17 protein-coding genes and 1 pseudogene are annotated in these 19,170 nt (G+C 61.2%); 11 read left to right on the plus strand and 7 right to left on the minus strand.

Features of this window, described 5'->3' with window-relative positions; translation table 11 throughout:
- The first annotated feature begins 72 nt into the window (after nt 1-72).
- From VGO04_RS08770 to VGO04_RS08790, 5 genes are all read left to right on the plus strand, one after another.
- The gene (locus VGO04_RS08770) at nt 73-1,413 is read left to right on the plus strand and encodes an epoxide hydrolase family protein (protein ID WP_414650524.1); all 1,341 of its coding nucleotides are present in this window, start codon (nt 73-75) and stop codon (nt 1,411-1,413) included.
- Nucleotides 1,414-1,466: 53 nt separating this feature from the next.
- A complete protein-coding gene (locus VGO04_RS08775) occupies nt 1,467-2,090 on the plus strand; it encodes a VOC family protein (RefSeq protein ID WP_327495562.1) in 624 nt (207 codons plus the stop codon).
- A gap of 79 nt (nt 2,091-2,169) precedes the next feature.
- Entirely contained in the window at nt 2,170-3,111 is a 942-nt protein-coding gene (locus VGO04_RS08780) for a GlxA family transcriptional regulator (protein WP_327495563.1), read from the plus strand.
- A gap of 158 nt (nt 3,112-3,269) precedes the next feature.
- Nucleotides 3,270-4,322 (plus strand): alpha/beta hydrolase, encoded by a 1,053-nt coding sequence (locus tag VGO04_RS08785; protein WP_327495564.1) that lies wholly within the window; start codon nt 3,270-3,272, stop codon nt 4,320-4,322.
- Nucleotides 4,323-4,686: 364 nt separating this feature from the next.
- Complete coding sequence (locus VGO04_RS08790; protein ID WP_327495565.1) at nt 4,687-5,106, plus strand: organic hydroperoxide resistance protein; 420 nt, start codon at nt 4,687-4,689, stop codon at nt 5,104-5,106.
- A gap of 146 nt (nt 5,107-5,252) precedes the next feature.
- Here VGO04_RS08790 and VGO04_RS08795 read toward each other — a convergent pair whose 3' ends face one another.
- The 4 genes from VGO04_RS08795 to VGO04_RS08810 form a co-directional block, all read right to left on the minus strand.
- Nucleotides 5,253-6,587, minus strand: a complete 1,335-nt coding sequence (locus tag VGO04_RS08795; RefSeq protein ID WP_327495566.1) for a HAMP domain-containing sensor histidine kinase — start codon at nt 6,585-6,587, stop codon at nt 5,253-5,255.
- A complete protein-coding gene (locus VGO04_RS08800; RefSeq protein WP_327495567.1) occupies nt 6,584-7,324 on the minus strand; it encodes a response regulator in 741 nt (246 codons plus the stop codon). Before VGO04_RS08800 ends, VGO04_RS08795 begins: the two co-directional genes overlap by 4 nt.
- Nucleotides 7,325-7,603: 279 nt before the next feature.
- A complete protein-coding gene (locus tag VGO04_RS08805; RefSeq protein WP_327495568.1) occupies nt 7,604-7,843 on the minus strand; it encodes a 4-oxalocrotonate tautomerase family protein in 240 nt (79 codons plus the stop codon).
- Between the two features lie 113 nt (nt 7,844-7,956).
- Nucleotides 7,957-8,670, minus strand: a complete 714-nt coding sequence (locus VGO04_RS08810) for an SDR family NAD(P)-dependent oxidoreductase (RefSeq protein WP_327495569.1) — start codon at nt 8,668-8,670, stop codon at nt 7,957-7,959.
- A gap of 599 nt (nt 8,671-9,269) precedes the next feature.
- Between VGO04_RS08810 and VGO04_RS08815 the strand changes: the two genes are divergently transcribed.
- The 5 genes from VGO04_RS08815 (at nt 9,270) to acnA (ending at nt 16,027) form a co-directional block, all read left to right on the plus strand.
- Nucleotides 9,270-10,238, plus strand: a complete 969-nt coding sequence (locus VGO04_RS08815) for a tripartite tricarboxylate transporter substrate binding protein (RefSeq protein ID WP_327495570.1) — start codon at nt 9,270-9,272, stop codon at nt 10,236-10,238.
- Nucleotides 10,239-10,289: 51 nt separating this feature from the next.
- Entirely contained in the window at nt 10,290-10,766 is a 477-nt protein-coding gene (locus VGO04_RS08820) for a tripartite tricarboxylate transporter TctB family protein (protein WP_327495572.1), read from the plus strand.
- A gap of 9 nt (nt 10,767-10,775) precedes the next feature.
- Complete coding sequence (locus VGO04_RS08825) at nt 10,776-12,275, plus strand: tripartite tricarboxylate transporter permease (RefSeq protein WP_327495573.1); 1,500 nt, start codon at nt 10,776-10,778, stop codon at nt 12,273-12,275.
- A gap of 78 nt (nt 12,276-12,353) precedes the next feature.
- Entirely contained in the window at nt 12,354-13,238 is an 885-nt protein-coding gene (locus VGO04_RS08830; protein ID WP_327495574.1) for a GntR family transcriptional regulator, read from the plus strand.
- A 155-nt stretch (nt 13,239-13,393) separates the two neighbouring features.
- Nucleotides 13,394-16,027, plus strand: coding sequence for an aconitate hydratase AcnA (gene acnA, locus VGO04_RS08835; protein WP_327495575.1), 2,634 nt, complete (start codon nt 13,394-13,396; stop codon nt 16,025-16,027).
- A 149-nt stretch (nt 16,028-16,176) separates the two neighbouring features.
- Here the strand turns inward: acnA and ocd are convergent, their stop codons facing one another.
- Nucleotides 16,177-17,238, minus strand: a complete 1,062-nt coding sequence (gene ocd / locus VGO04_RS08840; protein ID WP_327495576.1) for an ornithine cyclodeaminase — start codon at nt 17,236-17,238, stop codon at nt 16,177-16,179.
- Between the two features lie 28 nt (nt 17,239-17,266).
- A complete protein-coding gene (rocF, locus tag VGO04_RS08845) occupies nt 17,267-18,187 on the minus strand; it encodes an arginase (RefSeq protein WP_327495577.1) in 921 nt (306 codons plus the stop codon).
- 118 nt (nt 18,188-18,305) lie between these two features.
- Between rocF and VGO04_RS08850 the strand changes: the two genes are divergently transcribed.
- The gene (locus tag VGO04_RS08850) at nt 18,306-18,743 is read left to right on the plus strand and encodes an Lrp/AsnC family transcriptional regulator (protein WP_327495578.1); all 438 of its coding nucleotides are present in this window, start codon (nt 18,306-18,308) and stop codon (nt 18,741-18,743) included.
- A gap of 261 nt (nt 18,744-19,004) precedes the next feature.
- On the opposite strand, the pseudogene VGO04_RS08855 reads toward VGO04_RS08850, so the two are convergent.
- A pseudogene (locus VGO04_RS08855) lies at nt 19,005-19,170 on the minus strand (amino acid ABC transporter ATP-binding protein); the annotation flags it as partial.

The raw sequence follows: 19,170 nt of genomic DNA on the forward strand, positions 1-19,170 counted from the left end.
TATTCGTCCCAACCGGAACAACAGCGGCGTTGTCTCAGGCAACGCCCTTCCGATCGAACCAGGAGAATGATGATGTCCAGTCGCCATTTGCCAACTGCCCATAGCCGTCGCTTGGCCGCCATTGCGCTGTCAGGGGCGATCGCCATCCTGCTTCCGCCGCTCGCCCATGCAGCGAGTGCGTCTTCGGCGGGCGGTGTTCAGGTGGCCACGGCCGCAAAGACCGCGGCCGATGAATCCGTTCGTCCCTTCCAGTTCCATGCGAGCGACGAAGAACTTGCGGACCTGAAAGAACGGATAGAGGCGACGAGATGGCCAAGCGAAGAACTGGTGAAGGACGGCACGCAAGGCGTGCAACGCGCCACGATGCAGCGGCTCGCCGACTATTGGGCGACCAAGTACGACTGGCGGAGGGTTGAAAACAAGCTCAATGCCCTGCCGCAGTTCGTGACCAATATCGACGGCGTCGACATCCATTTCATTCACGTGCGCTCCAGGCACAAGAACGCGATGCCTGTCCTCGTCACCCACGGGTGGCCCGGCTCGATCATCGAGCAGCTGAAGATCATCGATCCGTTGACCAATCCGACCGCGCACGGCGGCACCGAAGCGGACGCCTTCGACATCGTTATCCCGTCCTTGCCAGGCTACGGCTTTTCCGGAAAACCCGGCGAGCTCGGTTGGGATCCCGTACGGGTCGCTCGTGCCTGGGCGGTGCTGATGCAGCGGTTGGGCTATAGCCACTACGTTGCGCAGGGCGGCGACTGGGGCGACGCCGTCACCGAGCAATTGGCACTGCAGCGGCCGGCCGGGCTGTTGGGCATCCATACCAACATGCCGGCGACCGTCCCGCCTGCGATCCAGAAGGCTCTCGACGCCGGCGAACCCGCGCCGGCCAATCTTTCGGCCGACGAGCGCCGTGCCTATGGCCAGCTCGATTTCTTCTACAGGAACGGGCTCTCCTACGCCCAGGAGATGAGCAAGCGACCGCAGACGCTCTACGGTATCGAGGATTCGCCGATCGGCCTTGCCAGCTGGATGCTCGATCACGACGCGCGCAGCTACGAACTGATCGCCCGCGTCTTCGACGGACAGGCGGAAGGTCTGACCCGCGACGACGTGCTCGACAACATCACGCTTTACTGGCTGACAAAGACGGCGGTCTCATCGGCGCGCCTCTACTGGGAAAACAAGCTTGCCTTCTTCGCGCCGAAAGGCGTGCAGATACCGGTTGCCGTCAGCGCGTTTCCGGATGAACTTTACCAGGCGCCCCGCTCCTGGGCGGAAAAGGCGTTCCCGAAGCTGATTTACTACAATCGTCTCGCCAAGGGCGGGCATTTTGCAGCGTGGGAGCAACCGGATGCCCTGGTCGATGAATTGAGGGCCTCGTTCAAGTCACTGCGTCAACCGAGCTGAAGGGGACGGGCGTGCGGGTGCACGCCCATCCCGACCAACAAAGGAGAATTGACATGACAGGTAGCGACAAGACAGTCGATCTGAAGTTCGAGGTCGCGCTCATCCCCGTTTCGAACGTCGATCGCGCCAAGGCTTTCTATGGCGGCCTCGGCTGGCGGCTCGATGCCGATTTTCCGGTCGGCGATACGTTCCGGGTTGTCCAGTTCACGCCACCGGGCTCGCCCGCTTCGATCCATTTCGGCACCGGGCTGACGTCGGCAGCACCCGGATCGGCGAGCGGGCTCTACCTGGTGGTCTCGGATATCGAGGCGGCGCGTGCTCAGCTCATCGAGCGCGGCGCCCAGGTGAGCGCCGTCTTCCATCGCGAAGGCCCGGGACAGCCGGCGGTCACAGGGCGTGATCCCGCGCGGCGCAGCTATCGTTCCTACGCCACTTTCAGCGATCCGGACGGCAACGGCTGGCTCCTGCAGGAGGTGACCGAGCGGTTGCCCGGTCGCGTCGATGCAGATGTCACGGACTTTGCGTCGGTCGCCGATCTTGCCGCCGCCCTGCGCCGCGCGGCGGCCGCGCATGGCGAGCACGAGAAACGCAACGGCGGTGAGCACGACCACAACTGGCCGGACTGGTATGCGGCCTACATGGTCGCCGAGCATGGCGGAAAGCCCCTTCCTGAATGAGGGGGACTGAAACCGTCCGCATAGGCTTCATGGCGTAAATATGCTATAGGCGGCCATTTGAGACAGGGAGCGACGTGAGATGCACAGTATCGGCTATGTCGTCTTTCCGAAGTTCCAGTTGATGGGGTTTGCGGCGGTCACCGCATTCGAGATCGCCAACTTGACCCTTGGCGAGCAGGCCTACGACATAGCGTTGTTGTCGGAGACCGGCGGCGAGATAAAGTCGTCTGCCGGCTTCGGCGTGCTGACGAAGCCTTTCGACGATACCGTCTACGATACCGTGATGTTCGGGGCAGGGACGGAAATCGAGCCGGTAACGCCGGGGCTGGTCGCGTTCGCGCGGCACGCACTGGAGGTCTCGCGGCGGGTGGCAGCACCCTGCACCGGCGCGTTCATCCTGGCCGAGTCCGGGCTTCTCGATGGCCGGCGTGCCACGACCCACTGGGTCTTTGCGCGCCAGTTGCGCGAGCGCTTCCCGGCGATCAAGGTCGAGGAGGATCGCATCTTCATCGTTGATGGCAGCGTCTGGACCTCGGCCGGCATGACCGCCAGCATCGATCTGGCGCTCGCCATGATCGAGAAGGATCATGGCGAAGAGGTTGCGCGATCGGTCGCGCGCAAGCTCGTGGTCTACCACCGGCGCGCCGGTGGTCAGTCGCAGTTTTCTGCGCTGCTCGAACTGGACCCGAAATCCGACCGCATCCAGAGATCGGTCAACTATGCCAAGGCGAACCTGCGTAACCTGTTGTCCGTCGAGGAACTGGCGGATGCCGCCGGGTTGAGCGCACGTCAGTTCAGCCGCGCCTTCCGCTCGGAAACCGGCCAGTCGCCCGCCAAAGCGGTCGAACATCTGCGGGTGGAGGCTGCGCGCATGCTGATGGAGCAGGGCCGCCACTCGATGGACGTGATTGCCGAGGAGACCGGCTTTGCCGACAGCGATCGCATGCGGCGGGCTTTCCTGCGCACCCTCGGGCAACCGCCGCAGACGATCCGCCGCAATGCCCGCGAAGGCGTCGCCTGAACCTGACGCACCGGAAGCGCAGGCGCGACGGCGATTGTATCGACGTGTATCCGCGCGGCGTTTGTCTACACATGCTTTCAATTCGAGCCGCCGGGAACACTGCCCGGATACATGCGCGCGGCATTGGTGATGACAGGTCACTTCAGCGGAGACAATCAATGTCGGACGAAATCAATCACCCGCGCCGCAAGTTTATCGGTGCGCTTGCCTTGTCGCTTGCCGCCACGCAGTTCGGCGCGGCTGGCGTTGCTCGCGCCCAGTCAGGCGGCGGCCAGGCCCCCCGTCTGTCCGCAACCACTCCAGGTACGAACAAGACCTTCGCATCGATCAAGCAGATCGATGCCGGCGTACTGAACGTCGGCTATGCGGAACTTGGCGAACCCAATGCCCCGGTGGTTATCCTCCTGCATGGCTGGCCCTATGACATCCACACCTATGTCGATGTCGCTCCGTTGCTTGCAAATGCAGGCTATCGCGTCATCGTGCCGTACCTGCGTGGCTACGGCAGCACCCGTTTCCTCTCGGCAGAGACGCGGCGCAACGGCCAACAGGCGGTGATCGCCACTGATATCATTGCGCTGATGGACGCGCTTGATATCGACAAGGCCGTTATCGGTGGCTGCGATTGGGGGGCGAGGACGGCAAACATTATCGCTGCGCTGTGGCCGGAACGATGCAAGGCCATGGTATCCGTCAGCGGCTACCTGATCGGCAGCCGCGAGGTCAACCGGAAGCCGCTCGCGCCACAGGCAGAGCTTGCCTGGTGGTACCAGTTCTATTTCACGACCGATCGCGGCTATGCGGGCTATCAGGAAAACCGCAAGGAGTTTGCGCGGTTGATCTGGAAGCTTGCGTCGCCCAAGTGGAACTTCGACGATGCCACTTTCGACGCGAGTGCGGCAGCACTGGACAATCCAGATCATGTCGACATCTCGATCCACAATTACCGTTGGCGGCTGAGCCTTGCCGAGGGCGAAGCGAAGTACGACGATCTCGAGGAGCGCCTTGCTCGGTTCCCGACGATCACCGTGCCGACCATCACGCTGGAGGGCGATGCCAACGGCGCCCCGCATCCAGATCCCGCAGCCTACGCCAAGCGCTTTTCCGGCCGATACGAGCACCGGCTGATCACCGGCGGCATCGGCCACAACTTGCCGCAGGAGGCGCCCCTGGCTTTTGCGGAGGCCATTGTCGACGTCGATCGTTTCTAGGCGTCTAAAGTAATTAAATTCAATATGCTAAAGCACTTTGTTAGTGTTTTGAATTAGAAATCCGGTTTCAGTCCTCTGGGATTCTGACAGCGCAGGATTGGGTTATCCGATCCTGCGCTTCACCGTGTCAGCAGACAGCCAATCTTGTCGGCAGTCGAGGTATGTGAGCGGCGATCCGCCGAACAATGCGGGGAGACGGTTCCCTTGTATCAGAGTGTATCGCCGTCTTCGGGCTTGTGAAGTTCCATACATTTCCAAGCCCCCCGCGAAACATGCCGGATACGTGGCGGGCGCCTTATTCCTCTCGACAGCAGCTCCGGGCAATCGGGCCCAACCTCAACGCCCTGTCGAAAGGAACACCACCATGACCGACACTGAAAAGGTATTGTACACCGGCAAGACCCACACGACCGGTGGCCGCGACGGCGCTTCGCGAAGCAATGATGGGCGTCTGGACATCAAGCTTTCTTCGCCGGGCAGCAGTCGCCCGGGGACCAACCCTGAGCAGCTCTTCGCCGCCGGCTGGTCGGCGTGCTTCATTGGCGCGATCGGTTTGGCGGCCGCACAGGATAAGGTCGCACTTCCAGCCGAGACGGCCGTCGACGCGGAAGTGGACCTGCGCAACCGCGATGGCGGATACTTCCTGCAGGCGCGCCTGAACGTCAGCTTGCCCGGGATAGACCGCGACGTGGCCGAGCGCCTGGTCGAGGCGGCTCATCAGACCTGCCCGTACTCCAAGGCGACCCGCGGTAACATCGACGTCACGATCAACATCGCCGGATAGCGGCGTGGTTCGAACGACCGGGACTTACAAATCGAAGCGGCGGCCATCTTGGCCGCCGCTCTTGTTTTAGTCTTCGGTCTTCAGCAGGAGATGAAGAAGCAACTATATCGATTTGTTACTAAACGATCTTTCTGACGTTTACGTCGTCAATCGCGGCGCGGAAGAATGACGAGTTCGCCAACGAGGCCACCGCCGTCGCGATTGCGCAGCGTCAGAGTGCCATTGATGGAAGCTGCGAGCTGTTGGGCAATCGCAAGCCCAAGGCCGGTTCCGCCGGTCTCGCGGTTGCGGGAGTCTTCCAGCCGGAAAAACGGTTTCAACACTGCTTCCAGCTGATCGTCGGGAATACCCGGCCCACGGTCGGCGACGACGATGACCACAGTGTCATCGGCAAGCCGTCGAGCCTCGATCTCGGCGCTGCCGCCGAACTTGAGGGCATTGTCGACGAGGTTGGTGAGAATGCGCCTTAAGGCCTGCGGCCGGGTCGTGATGGTACCGCCGCCAACGTCGCTGGTCGTCACGCGCTTGCCGGTGTCCTGATAGTCGTAGGCGAGGCTTTCGATGAACGAGGAAAGGTCGACGCGGGTCGGCTTTTCAACATTGCCGTGGGCGCTTCGCGCATAGGCGACGCCTTCCTTGACCAGGCTCTCGATCTGGCCGAGGTCCTGCATCAGCTTCTCCCGGTCGGCGAAATCGTCCGCCATTTCCGTCCGCAGTTTCATGCGGGTGATCGGTGTCTGCAGGTCATGGGAAATGGCGGCAAGGATCTGCACGCGTTCTTCCAGATACTGGGCGATGCGGTCGCGCATGGCGTTGAACGCCGTCGCCGCATAGGCGACCTCCGTCGGACCTGTTTCATTGAGCCGCGGCGTGTTGCGGTTGGGATCCAGCGTGTCGGCCGCCTCGGCCAGATTGACGAGCGGGCGCACCGCCTGTCGAACGGCGAACCAGCTGCAGAACAGAAGGAGTGCAAGCTGCGCTGCGAGCACGAAGGGCAGCCAGTCGGCCAAAGGCATGATGCCTTTCGGATAGACATCGATCGTCAGTGGCGAGCCGTCGCTCAAGGTCAGGTGCGCCTGCAGATGCCGTCGCGTGCCCGGGATCGTTTCAACCCTGACCGGACGGTCAAGGCCCGTGGCACGCTGGATCTTGGAGGCGAGCTCTTCGGCGGCGGGGTCGAGCGAGGGGCTGCCCGGAACGCCCGGGCCGAGAATGAATGAATAGTTGTCGCGGCCCAACCGGTCGAGCAATGCGCTGCGCTCGCCGACGGGCAGCCGATCGAGGACGGCGATCGACGTCGCGATATCATTTTCGAGCGTGTTGAACATAACCGACCGGGCGGCGGTGTAGCGCTCGAAAAACAAGACGCTGAACGACATCACATGTGCGATGGTGAGGCCGGCGAGCAGGATAACAAAGAGCCGCGCTCTCAGCGTGCGCGGCCACAGCCGAAAGACACTCTTGTCTGCAACAGCCGTCATTCGCGCGCCTCGACGATTTCGATCGGCACCGAAAAGACGTAGCCTTCGCTGCGCACGGTCTTGATGTAGATGGGCTCGCGGGCGTCGTCGCCGAGCCGTTGGCGAACGCGGCTGACGAGCAGGTCGATCGACCGGTCGAAGAGCTCCGCCTCGCGCCCTTGAGTGAGATTGAGCAACTGGTCGCGGTTGAGGACGCGCTGTGGGTGATCGATGAAGACCCGCAGCAGGCGGTACTCCGCACCGCTCAGCGCAATCACCGTGCCGTCTGCATCGATCAGGTGGCGCGCGGTGGTGTCGAGCTTCCAGGTGCCGAAGCGCAGCAGCTGTCCGGCTTCCGATACCTGCAGGTTTGGCGGCAGCATGCGCGAGCGCCTGAGCACCGCCTTGATGCGGGCAAGCAGCTCACGCGCGGAAAACGGCTTGGCCAGATAGTCGTCGGCGCCCATTTCGAGACCGAGGATACGGTCCATCTCGTCGGAGCGGGCCGTCAGCATGATGATCGGGATCGACTTGTGCTTGCCGGCGCGCAGTTCACGGCTGAGTACGAGCCCGTCGTCGCCCGGCATCATGACGTCGAGGACAATGAGGTCGACCGTGTTTCCCTCGAGAAAAGCGCGCATCTGCCGGCCGTCGGCGACCGTCGAGGTGCGCAGCCCGTTCTTCTTGAGGTAACTCGACACAAGTTCACGGATTTCACGGTCGTCATCGACGATCAAGACGTGGTCGATGTGTTCCATCACGCGATCTCCTCAGTTTCCGGTCGCCACCTGGGTCTGCCACGGATCATCACCGGGCAACTCCGCACACGCTCCATGAGCGCGCCGGATGTGTCGCCGATATGTTCACCACATCCAGACTTGCGCGGGCATGTATTTCAAGCCGGCCCGGATACATTTCGATACAATTTCGCAGGTTCTGAAAGCTGGATCGACGCGCTCCGCGCCTGACCGTGGAGCGGAAATCACGGAAACCCGCCGTCCTTACGGGCGGCGGGTCGTAGACTGGGATGTGTCTTGTCAGGCCTTTGCTTGAGCGGCGCGGTGTGCGCGATACTCGACCGTAGGCAAACCGCCCCAGCCCCAATTGTCCAGGTCGACTTCCTCGATAACGACATAGGTCGATTCCAGCGGCTTGTTGAGCACGTCGAGCAGCACCTGGCTCACGCCCTTGATGATGGCGGCCTTTTCGTCCGATGTGACCGATGTGCGGTCGGGTGTAGAGCCTTCACGGGTCACCTGAACTGTGACGATCGGCATGGTCGTCTCCTCTGCAAACTGAGATATGGATGGCACCTAGGGGGTGCCGGCTCGTTGTCATAAGGAAGGGGCAGTCGGCGATTGACCGCAGCCGGCCCCCTTAAGGTTGTCGGTTACCAGCGACCGGCGTTCTGGCCGCCGTCGACATGCAGGATCTCGCCGGTCACGAAGCCCGCACTCTCCAGGTAGAGGACGGCATCGACGATGTCGCGGATCTCGCCCATGCGGCCGACCGGGTGCAGCGTGGAGAGAGCCGCATGTGTTTCCGGCGGATGCATCGGCGTCTTGATGATGCCCGGCGATACGGCGTTGACGCGCACGCCCGCTGTCGCGAACTCGATGGCAAGCGCCTGCGTTACGGAGTTCAGACCGCCCTTGGTGAGTGAAGCCAGTGCGGCCGGCACACCGGCGATCGGCTGGTTCACAAGGCTGGTGGTAATGCTGACGATATGGCCGGAGCCCTGCTTCAGCATCTCGGCGGCGGTGCGCTGAGTGATGTGGAAGAAGCCGGCGACGTTCACACCCAGATTGAGGTCATAGTCTTCCTGGGTGAATTCGACGAACGGCTTGGCGGTGAAGACGCCGGCGTTGTTGACCAAGGTGTCGATCCGGCCAAACCGTTCCAGACCTTGGCGAACGACCTTCTCGGCCGTCTCCGGATTTGCGATATCGCCGGCGACAGCGAGGATACCGGCGTCCGCGCTCTCCCGAATAGACCGGGAAGTGGCGACGACACGATAGTTGCGATCGCGGTAGGCCTGAACCAGGGCGGCGCCGATACCCTGCGATGCACCTGTGATGATGGCGACCTTCTGTTCATTGCTCATGGATCTGATCCTTTTCGATTGCAACGGGCGCTTGGTTTCGGCCCGTCCTACGCCCTCGGCGTTGGTGCAATCAGAATTAGATCCATTCGCGAATTGAGAGAATTGTCGCCGTTCGGTGGTCACCCCACCGTATCGCGGCATAATCAAAGGAGGGCGCGACTAGATCAGATCAAGGTCCTCCCTTGTCAGTCCTCGTCATTGCAATTTTTTGCCGCAATGCGCCGTCTTCGCGCTCCCGACCAACGAGCGATAACCTTCGTTCCCTTGAGCAAGCGTCTGTGCCCCGCCCGAACCTTCAGACGGCGAATATTCCAGGTGCTTGGCCAGTGCTTTCACCGCTCGCTCTCGCGTCCGAGACCTTGCCGTAGGCTCCCTACAATCCTTGGCATTTTTTCCCGTCGGCACATCACGGTATTTTTCCGATCCCGGGGCTCCGGCTCAATTCATCACTGTGCGTTCGACGAGTTTTTAGATGACGGCATTCCGTGCCCGCGTTGCTTCAAAAAAAAGCAGGATTGCTTTTTATAATTATTTAATGCAGATTTCCACTCGACGGCGCCGGAGGGTCACCGTTTCGATTTCTTGGGAGGAACGATCACATGCGAAACTTTTTGAAATTCGCCATCGGTTTGGCGGCGTTGGCGGGGGCTGCACTTCATACGGGCGCTTCGACCGCCGGTGATCTGGAACTCACGATCACGGCTCCGGCTGGTGCTGGCGGTGGCTGGGACTCGGCAGCACGATCGCTGCAGGAAGTCATGATGGCGACAGGCGAGGCGAGAAGCGTCCAGGTCGTCAACGTGCCCGGCGCTGGTGGCACGGTCGGCCTTGCCCAGTTCGTGGGTAGCGCTCAAGGCTCTTCCGACCAATTGTTTGTCGCCGGCATCACGCTCGTTGGCGCCAGCATCTCGAATGCCTCGCCTGTCGACCTGACTCAGGTGACGCCAATCGCCCGCTTGACCGGTGACCCGCTGGTGATCGTTGTGCCGAAGGACTCACCAATTCAGTCGATCAACGACCTGCTTGCTGCCATCAAAAAGGACGTTGCCACGAACATCTGGGTTGGCGGATCGGCCGGTGGTGCGGACCATATCCTGGCAGCCCTTGTGACCAAGGCAGCAGGCGCTGACCCGAGCAAGATCAACTACGTCGCATATTCAGGCGGCGGCGAGGCGCTTGCCGCTATGCTTGGTGGCCAGGCAACGGCTGGTGTCTCCGGCTATGGCGAATGGGAAGGCCAGATCAAGTCTGGTGATCTCAGGGCGCTTGCGATTTCCTATCCAGAACCGATCGAGGGCATCGAGGCAAAGCCGCTAAAGGCTCAGGGACTGGATATTGAGCTGGTGAACTGGCGTGGCATCTTCGCCGGTCCCAATGTCGAGGGCCAGGATCTAGAAGCGCTCAAGACCGCCGTCGACAACACGGTCAAGTCGCAGCAGTGGAAGGATCTGATCAAGGCTCGTGGATGGTCCGACTATTATGCGCCGGCCGACGAGTTCAAGAGCTTCATCGCGTCTGAAACCGACCGCGTCCGCACGATCCTGACATCGATCGGCCTCGCCAAATAACGACCGCCGGGTGGGAGGCTGAGCCCTCCCACGCCTGCCGAGAGAGTTCCCATGTTTGAGAAAATCATGAAGGCGCCGAACCGCCCGGCGCTCGTCATCGCCTTGGCCCTGTTCGCCATGGCGGCGGTCACCTACTGGGACGCCAGCCGCATGGCAGCACGTGCGACCTATGGGATGAACGCCAGCGCCGCCTCATATTTCGTCTGTCTTTTCTTCGCGGTGCTGGGGTTGGGACACGTTGTCAGCGCATTCCAGGCTGCCTCGATCGAAGTCGAAGACATCGACATGAAGGCGATCGGCTGGGTGGGGCTGGCCCTGGCAGGACTGATTGGCTCGATCTGGCTGGGAGCTGGGTTCATTCTCGGGTCGACGTTGCTCTTCGCCTTTACGGCGCGCGCTTTCGGTCGAAGGGCATTCCTGGTCGACCTGGTGATCGGCGCTCTCATGGGGCTGGTCATCTTCCTTCTCTTTAACAAACTCCTGAGCCTTGCTTTGCCGCAAGGGCCGCTGGAGCGGGTGCTGTTCTAGGAGGCCCCTGTGGACGCGATCAATTTCCTCATTCACGGCTTTGCCTTGGCAATCCAACCTTCCAACCTGATCTTCGCGGCGATTGGCGTGTTCATAGGCACTGCCGTCGGGGTGCTGCCCGGAATCGGACCTGCCTTGACCGTCGCGCTGCTGTTGCCCGTCACCTTCAAGCTCGATCCGGGCGGGTCGCTGATCATGTTCGCCGGGATCTACTACGGCGGCATGTATGGCGGTTCGACGACGGCGATCCTGCTGAACACGCCTGGAGAGAGCGCGGCTGTCGTCACGGCCCTCGAAGGCAACAAGATGGCGCGGGCAGGGCGCGGCGGTCCGGCTTTGGCGACCGCTGCGATCGGATCCTTCGTTGCGACGCTGATCGCGACCGTTGGCCTGGCCTTTGTCGCGCCGTTTCTCGTCAAGGTCGCCGTGAAATTCGCGCCCTGGGACTACTTCGGGCTGATGCTGATTGCCTTTGTCACCGTCTCGGCAACCTTCGGGTCGTCGCCGCTAAGAGGTCTGACCAGCCTTGCGTTCGGGCTCTGGCTCGGACTGATGGGGCTCGATCAACTGACGGGCCAGGCTCGCCTGACCTTTGGAGTGCCGCAGCTACTCGATGGCGTCGAGGTGACGACGCTTGCCGTTGGTCTCTTCGCGATTGGCGAAGCGCTCTATGTTGCCGGTCGTCATCTGTTCAAGCCCGAAAAGCCGATCCCGGTCAAAGGCTCGATCTGGATGACGAAAGAGGACTGGTCGCGGTCCTGGAAGCCATGGTTACGAGGCACGGCCGTCGGCTTTCCGATCGGTGCATTGCCCGCAGGTGGCGCAGAAATCCCGACGTTCTTGAGCTACACGATGGAGCGCAAGCTTAGCCGCAAGCCGGAGGAATTCGGTTCGGGCGCCATCGAGGGTGTCGCCGGGCCGGAAGCCGCCAACAATGCCTCTGCGGCCGGTACGCTGGTCCCGCTGCTCACGCTCGGCCTGCCGACGTCAGCCACGGCGGCTGTCATGCTCGCCGGTTTCCAGCAGTACAATATACAGCCGGGTCCGTTGTTATTCGCACAACATGCCGATCTGGTTTGGGGGCTGGTTGCCAGCCTTTTCATCGCCAATGTCATGCTGCTCGTCCTCAACCTGCCGCTTGTCGGTCTTTGGGTGAGGCTCCTGGCAATACCGTTGCCTTGGCTCTATGGGGGCATCCTGGTGTTTGCAGCCATGGGCACCATTGCGGCGAACCCGTCCGTAGTAGAACTGTTGCTGCTGGTCGGTTTTGGTATCGTCGGGTTCTTGATGCGTCGGTATGACTACCCGGTCGCTCCGGCTGTTGTGGGTCTCATCCTCGGGCCGCTTGCTGACAATGCGCTACGCCGTTCGCTGCAGATGAGCCTTGGCGATCCGATGGTCTTCCTGAAGCATCCAAGTTCAGCGATCATGATCGCAATCGCGACGATCGCCCTCATCCTTCCTTTCCTGTTCAAGGGACTGGCAAAATTCCGTCAGGACGAGGATTGAGGGTCGTGATGGTTTGCAATAGCGCCGTCTCATGCATAAATCGGCTTTCGTTCTCGACCCGAGACCAAACGACGCAACATGGCAAGACAAAGCGTATCCCCTCAGATCACCACGAACATCCTTGAGTTCGTAAAAACGAACCAGATGCGTGCTGGCGATCATCTGCCATGTCAGATGCTCGCCGACACCTTCCGGGTTTCCCGGGCGCCGGTGAATGCGGCGCTGAAGAAGCTCGAGCAAATGGGGATCGTGCGTGGCGAGCCCAATCGTGGATACTTTCTGAAGGTCGATGCGGCGAACGTTGACACGGTCAAGCCGGAAGCGACGCCCGAGGGCGAGGACGAAGATCCGCTTTACTTCCGCATTGCCGAAGATCGCCTGGCTGGAAAACTGCAAGAGCGGGTCAGTGAAAACGAGTTGATCCGTCTCTACGATGTCGCAAGAACAAGGCTTCTCAAGACGCTGCATCGAATTGCCGAAGAGGGCTGGGTGGAGCGGCTACCGGGTAATGGCTGGGCATTCCGGGAAACGCTAACGTCGCGGCGAAGCTACGAGGAAGGCTACGTGTTTCGTGCGGTAATCGAGCAGCAGGCAATGTTGCTGCCATCGTTCGTGGCCGATGAGGTCGCGTTCCAGAAGGCTCGCGCCGTCCAGACCGCGCTTGGCGAGGGCGGCTATGAAACCTGGTCTCGCGCCGAGATCTTCAAAGCGAACAATGATTTCCACGAGATGATCGTTGCGTGTTCGCAAAACGAGTTCTTCTTGGACTCGATCAAGAGGATCAACCGCCTGCGCCGGTTGATCGAGTATCGCATCACGATTGACCGTAGCCGTTTGCCGAGGCAGTCAGCGGAACATTTGCACATACTCGACTTGCTTGAAGCAGGCCGGCGAACAGAGGCGGCAGCGTTCCTCTACACCCACATCATGGGTGCTAGCCGGATCAAGGCTCCACAGGTCTAGACCGTTTGGTCCTGGATCCCCCCACAAGGCTGGTTCTAGAGTGATCGGCTCGCCGATGGCCGATCTTTTCAAGCTTCGCAACGATTGCATTTTATAATTACAATATGTAATTTGTGCGCCGGTTAGACTTGTCTGTTTCGAGGGAGGAACGTCCATTGGCAGCGCTTGCAGATCTCAACGTCAATGGTGTTGCCTACACGATCGTCGACCTGCCGAAGGAGGCGGGGCAGGCGCTATGGCAGCTTCCCTACATTCATCGTGTCCTGCTGGAGAACGTGTTGCGCACCGGCGGTGGAGACGCAGCGAAGGCAAAGGCCGCGATCCTGGATTGGCTCAAGACCAGGACGAGCGAGGTCGAGATTCCGTTTCTGCCCAATCGTGTTCTGATGCACGACACCACCTGCGGTCCGGCGCTCGTTGACATCGCAGCCATGCGCTCGGCCCTAGCGGAGGCTGGTGTCGATCCTGCACGCCTTAACCCGGTCGTACCGGTCGATGTCTCGACCGACCATTCGGTGGGTGTCGACTTTTTCGGCCAGGCGGGCTCCTTGGAGCAGAACATGGCTCGTGAGTTCCAGCGTAATGCCGAGCGCTATCGCTTCATGAAGTGGGCGATGAATACGTTGAACGATTTCACGGTGCATCCGCCTGGAACCGGTATCATGCATACGCTCAATCTTGAGAGGCTCGCCACCATCGTGACCGGCAAGTCTGTCGGCGGCGTTAACTGGGCGATGCCGGATACACTGATCGGCACGGACAGCCATACGCCAATGATCAACGGCATCGGCGTTCTGGCCTGGGGGGTAGGCGGCCTTGAGGCGGAGAGCGTGATGTTCGGCATGCCGGTCACGCTAAAGGTGCCAGATATTGTCGGTGTGAAACTCACGGGTAAGCTGAACAGCGGTGTCCTTGCGACCGACCTTGCACTCACGGTCACCGAACAACTGCGAAAGATCGACCTGCAGGACCGCTATGTCGAGTTCTTCGGCGAGGGCGTTTCGTCGCTAACAGCGGGTGACCGGGCCGTCGTTGCCAACATGACGCCGGAGTTCGGCGGAAACAGCGGCTATTTCCCAATCGACGATCAGGCAATCCGATATCTCGAAATGACCGGGCGATCGACCGAGCAGCGTGCGTTGGTTGAAGCCTATGCGAAGCGCGTGGGTCTCTGGTTCGACCCGACCTCCGCTCCGCGCTACACGGATGTCGTCGAACTCGATCTTTCCACCGTCGAGGCTAGCCTCGCCGGACCAACGCGCCCACAGGATCGGCGCCCCGCCGGTGCAACGCGCCAAGCGATGGAGCCGCTTGTCGGCGTGGCAACGGGCGTCCTGCGCGCGGATCGACCGGAGCACGGGGTGGTCGCGATTGCCGCGATCACCAGCTGTACCAATACGTCCGATCCCCGTCTGGTCATCGCAGCTGGTCTCTTGGCCCGCAAAGCTCGAGCGCTCGGTCTGAAGCCGGCCGAGTGGGTCAAGACATCACTGGCGCCAGGATCGCCCACGGCAGAGCGCTACCTCAGCCGCGCCGGTCTGCTCGAAGATCTGGAAGCGGTCGGGTTTGGCATCGTCGGCTATGGCTGTACGACCTGCATTGGCAATTCGGGTCCGCTGACAGAGCCGATTTCTGCTGCGATGGATGAACGAGGCATCGTTCCGGTGGCCGTATTGTCAGGCAACCGGAACTTCCCGGGACGTGTCCATCCTCGGCTCGAAGCTGGTTTTCTTGCATCGCCGCCCCTTGTCGTTGCGTTCGCCCTTGCGGGAACCGTGTTGATCGACATCCTCAACGATCCGATCGCAACCACCTTTGACGGCAAGGAAATAACGCTCTCGATGTTATGGCCCAGTAGCGCCGAAATTGACGAGGCGGTGGCAAACGCATCGAGCGCAGACGACTTCAAGCCAGCCTATGACGATGCCGAAGCCAATGACGTATGGGCAAAGCTGGATGCACCGACGAGCGTAGTCTTTCCATGGGACGAGCATTCGACCTACATCCGCAGGCCGCCTTTCGCAGCTTTCAGTGAAGGTAATTCGCTCGGTCGCTACGAAGCGCACCCGCTAATCGTTCTCGGCGATGACATCACGACCGACCACATCTCTCCGGCTGGCGCTATCCCGGTTGGCGGGACAGCTGGGAGGTACCTTGTCGAACGAGGAGAAAGCCCTACGGACCTCAACGTGTTCTCATCCCGCCGCGGCAATTGGGAGGCAATGGTGCGCGGGCTGTTCACGAACAAGACGGTGCGCAACCAGCTTGGGAGAGCTGTGATTCCGGCGGGCTCGACCGTTCATGCCCCCTCTGGTGAGGTGTTGCCGCTCTGGGACGCGGCTCGTCGGTACCGTGAGGATGGCCAATCGGTCGTCATATTTGCAGGTGAACGCTATGGCATGGGTTCGTCGCGCGACTGGGCAGCAAAGGGCGTTTCGCTGCTTGGAGCGCGGGCTGTGCTCGCATTGAGTTTTGAACGCATCCACCGCACCAACCTGATTGGTATGGGCATCTTGCCTTTGCGGCTTCCGACGGGATTCGACCTCGATCGGTTGGCGCTCGAGCCAGGTGATGTCATTCGTGTCAGTGCAGAGGAAGACAGTCTTGCGCCGCGGTGTTCCGTGCCAGTGTCCGTCCGAAAGGCGGACGGACACAGTTTCGCTTTGGACGTAACGGCTGCCATCGAGACGTATGCCGAAATTCGGATACTTAGAGCTGGTGGCATCTTGCCGACGGTCCTGAACTTGCTAAGCAACGCAGCGCCAGGGGGCGGCACCCCTTCGGCGTAGCCTGCGCATCACCTACCCAGGGACTCAGGGGTCGCCAGTTCTGATCTAGTAAAGGCGTTCATGTGGCCTCTGCCAGGCTGCTTGGAGCCTGCCAGCGCTCCCCGGCTTGACCGTCGACAAACCGAGGAACGTGATTGCTTCGGGGCGGTCTATGCCGCGTCGAGCTTTTTCTCACAGCGCAGGAGCATACCATAGAGGTCGCGCGGCTCGTCGGGATCGGCGAGGAGATCGAGTTCTGCGAACATGCCGTACTCGGCAATCTGCTCCCGGACGTAGCGAAGGGCGGAGAAGTCCTCGATGGCGAAACCGACGCTGTCGAAGAGCGTGATCTGATCCGGGTTCTTGCGGCCTTCCGTCTCGCCGGTCATGACCTGCCAGAGTTCGATGACGGGGTGCCCGGCCGGCAACTGCTGGATTTCGCCTTCGATGCGCGTCTGCGGCGGGTATTCGACGAAGATGTCCGAGCGCAGCAGAATGTCCTTGCTGAGTTCCGTCTTGCCCGGGCAGTCGCCGCCAACCGCGTTGATATGGACGCCGGGACCGACATGGTTGTCGGAGAGGATCGTCGCGTACTGCTTGTCGGCGGTGACCGTGGTGATGATGTCCGCGCCCTCGACCGCCTCTTCGACCGACGCGCATTCCTCAATGGTGAAGCCGAGTCCTGCGAGGTTGCGCGCACATTTCCGGGTTGCGGATGCGTCGATATCGTAGAGGCGAAGCTTGTCGATGCCGAGCAGCGACTTGAAGGCGCGGGCCTGGAATTCGCTTTGTGCGCCGTTGCCGATGATGGCCATGGTGCGAGCGTTCGGCCGTGCCAGGTATTTTGCCGCGACCGCCGAGGTTGCGGCGGTGCGTAGCGCGGTAAGGATCGTCATTTCCGTGAGCAACATCGGATAGCCGTTGCCGACATCCGAGAGCACACCGAAGGCCGTCACGGTCTGGCGGCCGTCACGGGTGTTCTTCGGATGACCGTTCACATATTTGAAGCCATAGAGCGTTCCGTCGCTGGTCGGCATCAGCTCGATGACGCCTTCCTGCGAATGGGAAGCGACGCGCGGGGTCTTGTCGAAGACCGGCCAGCGACGGAAGTCTTCCTCGATGGTGGCCGCGAGTTCCGTCAGGAACCGGTCGATGCCAACCTTCAGAACCAGTTTCATCATGTGGTCGACGCTGACGAACGGAACCACGTTCAGTTTCGGATCAGTATTCATTTTCCCTCCAACCAAAGAACGATCGAAATCAGCCAGTAACAGTCGGGCGATCCATCACACGCTTGCCCATCAGGCTGGCGACGAGATCGACGAGCAGCCGTGCGGTCTTGCCGCGCTCGTCGAGGAACGGATTGAGTTCGACAATGTCGAGGCTGGCCACCAGCCCGCTGTCATGCAGCATTTCCATGATCAGGTGCGCCTCGCGGAAGGTTGCTCCTCCCGGGACCGTGGTGCCAACTGCTGGCGCGATGTCCGGCTCGAGGAAGTCGACATCGAAGCTGACATGCAGGAGGCCGTTTGCGGCCCGGACCCGTTCGATGAAGCTGCGGACGAGGACAGCCACGCCATGTTCATCGATTACGCGCATGTCGTGTACCGTGATGCCGGTCGTGCGAATGGCGGCCTTTTCGGCGGTGTCAACGCTGCGGATACCGATCATGCAGACGTTTTCTGCGGCAACGGGATGGGCGAGCGCAGGGAAAAAGCCATCGAAACCGGTCTGGCCGGTATAATACGCGACCGGCGTGCCGTGCAGGTTGCCGCTGACCGTCGTTTCGAGAGTATGGAAGTCGGTATGGGCGTCCAACCAGAGCACGAACAGCGGCCGCCCGAGTTCGGCGGCTCGGCGTGCGAGACCCGGAACGGTGCCCGCGGAGATGGCGTGGTCGCCGCCGAGGAAGATGGGCATGCCTGCATTGCTGTGTTCGTAGGCAGCAGCCGACAGCGCTTCGACCCAGGCGACCGTCTCGCCGAGGTGATGGACGGCCTTGTTCGGATGCGGCATCTCATCGAACGCGCGCGGGCCAATATTGCCCTTGTCCTTGACGGTATGGCCCAGTTCTTCCAGTGCGGTGCGGAGACCAGCGATGCGCAGGGCGCTCGGCCCCATCTCGCAGCCAAGCTGCCCCGCTCCGATTTGCAGCGGCGCGCCGATGAGCGTGCATTCCATAGTGTACTCCCGTTTGTTTTCATGATTCTAGGAGTCTTGGATGGCGGATTGAACATTGAATTTTGGCATATCGAGATGCTAGTTTGACCAGATTGATAACAACGGAATCCAAATTGGTATGGATGCTCTCGACCAGAAGATTGTGATGCTATTGCGCGGCAATGGGCGTCGGAGCGTCTCGGATCTCGCGCTCGAAACGGGTGCCTCGCGGGCGACCGTGCGGGCGCGCATCGAGCGGATGGAGCAAGATGGTACCATCCTCGGTTACACGGTGATGCTGCGCGCCGATGCGCTTGAAGATGTCGTTCGTGGGGTAATGATGGTTGAGATCGAGGGCCATGTGACCGATCGGGTGATCCGCACACTCGGCGGCTTTCCTGAAATCTCGCAGATTCACACGACGAACGGCCGCTGGGATCTGCTGGTGGAACTCAGCGCATCGAGCCTGACCAACTTCGATGCCGTGCTGCGCAAGATCCGTCTCGTGCCCGGCATTATGGGCAGCGAGACGAGCCTTCTTTTGTCCACGCCGCGGTCGACGAAGGCGAAGCTCTAACTTGACTCGCATCGAGCGGCGAGGTGCTGTTCGACAGGGTGTCCGGTGAGGTTGGTGCGACGAGCATCGGCGTCACGCTGCCGGTGATAACCATCGCGCGCTTTGCGGCCTTGAGGATTGCGACGACATTGTCGATGACGGCGGCGCGGTCGATGGCGTCCAGACCCCGACCGACTAGTATTCGGCGGGGGGTGACGATGATGTCGCGCGGGATTTCGACATGGACCGCACGCGCGGAAAGACGCAGCGGATGTGTTTCGTTCAGTGCAGGATCTGGCTGAGGAAGAGCTTGGTGCGCTCGTGCTGCGGATTGTCGAAGAACTCGGCCGGCGAGTTCTGCTCGACGATCTGGCCCTGGTCCATGAAGATCACGCGGTTGGCGACCTGACGGGCGAAGCCCATTTCGTGGGTCACGCACAGCATGGTC

Source organism: Ensifer sp. (assembly GCF_035999185.1).
GTDB lineage: Bacteria > Pseudomonadota > Alphaproteobacteria > Rhizobiales > Rhizobiaceae > Ensifer.